At 52.3% G+C, this 3,745-nt stretch carries 2 protein-coding genes; both read left to right on the top strand.

What is annotated here, in order from left to right; all coding sequences use genetic code 11:
* On the top strand, nt 1-679 hold a 679-nt coding region (locus tag QD357_RS31415; RefSeq protein ID WP_414125882.1), incomplete at its 5' end, for an extracellular solute-binding protein.
* Nucleotides 680-1,630: 951 nt separating this feature from the next.
* On the top strand, nt 1,631-3,631 hold the full coding sequence (locus tag QD357_RS31410) for a methyl-accepting chemotaxis protein (protein ID WP_414125881.1): 2,001 nt from the start codon (nt 1,631-1,633) through the stop codon (nt 3,629-3,631).
* The last annotated feature ends 114 nt before the right edge of the window (nt 3,632-3,745 follow it).

Here is a 3,745-nt window from a genome sequence, read left to right as displayed (position 1 = left end):
AGAATATACGGCGCCATGGCTCATAAACGTTGTCGGAGTTAGTGTGAATACGTCAGTGTATCAAGGAGATATAAATACATCGGCGATTATTTTTGATMCACCGAACGAACTTAAGGGAAAAATCAACGTCCAACMCGAAATGCTGGATATAATGGGGCTCGCGATCCACTATCTGGGCGGAAAAGAGCTTTGTACCGATGACAAAGTTCTTCTGCAGAAKGTGAGGGATAAGCTTCTTGCGGCGAAGAAACATTGGATTTCCATGGATTATACGACACGTGAACCCATGATTAAAGGCGATTATGCTGCGTCCGCTGATTKGAATGGAGTAGCTTTACAAGAGCGTTTGCAAAACAAAAATATTGCGTTTGGGTACCCGCAAACGGGTTTCCCGTATTGGATGGATAACATTGGCRTTGTATCCGGCGCCCCAAACTTGGAAAACGCGAAGCTCTTCATAAATTTCGTTATGGATCCGCAGAACATTGCTCTTGAGTCCGACTTCACCAACTTTGCAAATGGCATTGACKGCTCKGATMGATTTATGAAGAGTGGAATTGCCTCAGCGCCAGAATTTGCAATTCCTGACAAGCTCAAAGGTGCAGGATACTGGGCTACAACCTGCCCGCCCGCTATCCAGAAGCTCTATGGCGCTATCTGGTCAGAGGTTAGAATGTAGCGTTCGTGTCTTCGCACCGCGTCGTCTCACCTCGCTTCCCGAGGGTTTGATTATATTTTAGCCCACAGCTCGAATTACTAGTTAGATCCTTTCAKACCGCKGGGCAGAGCTGTCGCTGCCCTGCGGATCTCGACCGATCTCCCATTCCKGGATCCCGCGCTGCCGCTTGTCTTTCGGCATCGTTAACTCCTTGCGTTGTTMCCTAAACGAACCACAGGGCAGTGAGATGTCATCAAAGATGCGCAGTCTTCGCCCGACTCGTKAAAAGCCTGCGCGCATAGCGCGACGCGCATTGTCCTACCTTTGACGGCCGCCAGACAGCCTTGGGATACTTTCCGCAGCGTCGGGTCCGGCATTGGACAGTTGACTTCGGAAGAATTTTCCTTGGTGACGGCATGCCGAAGTTTATGTCAAGGCCGAGTGAACTCAAGGGTGTCGTAATTAACTCCACGATAATTATTCCATATTATAAAAAGAGCGTGGACGTCGGTGCAAACGGCGGAAACAGCTATGACAGCTCGTGCACCTGGAATCGGACGCGCCTTGTCMCATGCGAAGGCAAGCTTGTATTGATCCGTGACTTCCATGTCAGGAGAAGATGCGTAATTCCTTCMTTCGACGCGCGCAGTGGTTGTCTTGCGMGCGACTGGCCAGCAGTACGAGTTTCTCGATCGGGCTGCGTTGGATGCCAGACTAGTTCGACTGAAAACTCTGGCTCATTAGATTKGGGTGTTTACCAAAATGCGCACGAAATGGTCTCTTGCTMTAAAGCTAATCGCTGTTACCGCTACCGCGATAGCCGTAGTCTTGGTTTTATCGAACGCTGTCCTCGTCTTGGTTACAAAGAACCGAATAGAGCATCTGACCATCCAGCAGGCTAAGCTCGAAGCAGCAAGATTGGCAAATGACATTTCAGCGGAAATGACAGCGCTATCGACTCCGACATCCACGATGGCAGCTTTGATCGGCCAAGGCAGAGAAAAAGACTATCTTGATCGCGCTGCGGTGATCGACATGCTACGGGCTACAGCGCAAGCCAATATCGTTTTCAGCAGCTGGTTCATGGAGGAGCCCAACGCCTTCGACGGAAGGGCGGTAGAGTTCAAKGGAAACACCTCACTTGKGTCAGCAACCAATGGCGCGTTTTCGCCTACGTGGACAAAGCCAGGTGGAACTCTATCGATGGCACCCGTCGCCCTCGATTATAACGCCGAATACTACCGTGTCGCTTCCAAGTCCCGGCAGGGCCACCTTACGGAACCCTATGTTTGGGTCGACGCGCATGGTACTTTCCTCTTATCTACCATCTCGTATCCAGTCGTCAGTTCAGATCGCCTGATTGGTGTGACTGGTATGGACGTCGACCTAACAGCACTATCTGCCAAGCTGGGTGCACAACGGCCATTTGGCTCTGGTCGAGTATATGTTATTTCTMAGGCKAAACAGTGGATMGTAGCGCCTAGTTCCGACCAGACAACGAGGATCTATGATGAACTTGGCCAAAAAGAATTGTCCGAGGCKATCTCCGAGCAGACAACTGGAGTAGTGGAGGACGTGGAGGTCGCTGGGGTCACTTACACCCGCGTCMTGCTTCCCTTCGAAGTGCCGGGCTTGAATACCCGATGGGTCGTCTGCGTAGATGTTCCAACTTCGGTAATTGCCTCTGCGGTAAATGAGCAGATTACCCTGATGGTGTCGGCAGGCCTATTTGTAGTATTTATAATCGCGCTCGTCTTATTTGCGACGACGAGAATAATGCTTGCCCGTCCAATAGGGCGTTTGGTCAAGTTTGTGGAAGTGTTGGCCGTTGGGAACTATAGTGACTCATCCCCAGATACACGCCGATCAGATGAGATGGGAGCGGTCGCAACCGCGCTGGAAAAGCTACGTCATGCCCTGATCCAAGKAGAACGTGCAGAAACAGAGGCAACGAACGTGAGAGAGGCAAATGCGCGTGAGCGCGCCACGGCCGAGGCGGCTCGCGCGGAAGCGCTTGAGGAGCAGCGCCTCGTGGTGCGTGTTGTCGGAGAAGCGTTGAAGGACCTTGCACACGGTGACCTCACCTGCCKAATTCACGAAGAGTTTCGAGGTGAATATACCGAGCTAAGGGTCAACTTTAATTCCGCTTTGTCGAGCTTAGAAGAGACAATCCGCATGGTCGGCAGGGGCGTGAATCATATTAACGCAGGCATAGAGGAGATTAGCTCGAGTGCGACCGACTTGGCGCGCCGGACTKAAATGCAAGCGGTAGGCTTAGAAGAGTCAGCCGCAGCGATGGCCGAACTTACCGAACAGGTGCTGGCAAGCGCGACGAGAGCTTCCGCGGCTGCGACAAGCGTTAGCGCTGCCACCATAGACGCGGTTGCCACTGGCGACATTGTCGGGTGCGCGGTCCACTCCATGGAGAGCATCAGCCAATCGTCGCTAGAAATTACCCGTATCACAGGCATCATTGATKAGATCGCATTTCAGACAAATCTACTCGCCCTGAATGCTGGCGTAGAGGCGGCACGTGCGGGTGACGCTGGGAAAGGCTTTGCCGTCGTCGCGCAGGAAGTACGTGAACTCGCCCAACGCTCAGCTGCGGCAGCAAAGGACATCAAAGTACTCATTAGTTCGTCCGCGAWGCAGGTACAAGAGGGAGTTGGACTTGTCGKACAGGCCGGCCACGCATTGAGCAGGATCACAGCGCAGATCACAGCAATAAATGAGAATGTGAAGCAAATCTCTGTGGTGGCGGACGAGCAATCCGTTGGTCTGAAGAGTATCAGTGGTTCGATAAACCAGATGGATCAGGTGACACAACAGAACGCCGCTATGGTAGAAGAAACGACTGCGGCAAGTGTATCGCTGCGAGACGAGGCGCGTCTCTTGAGTGAAGCCGTAAGTCGTTTCAATTTGTCTGAAAATCGCGGCAAGGAAGAAGCAATCCAGCAGCGTCGTGTGGCTTGATTTCCGCTAATTCGTATGTTTGCTTGATGCTCTGKACCGGATCCTCAATGCCTMGGAGCGGCGATGATCCCTGGTGTGAAGGTCTAGTCGGCGACCGGCTATACGGACATGTGG

Source organism: Rhizobium sp. BR 317, from assembly GCF_047445835.1.
Taxonomy (GTDB): domain Bacteria; phylum Pseudomonadota; class Alphaproteobacteria; order Rhizobiales; family Rhizobiaceae; genus Rhizobium; species Rhizobium paranaense.
Note: the sequence above shows the minus strand (reverse complement) of the source record. Positions and strands in the feature narration are given on the sequence as shown.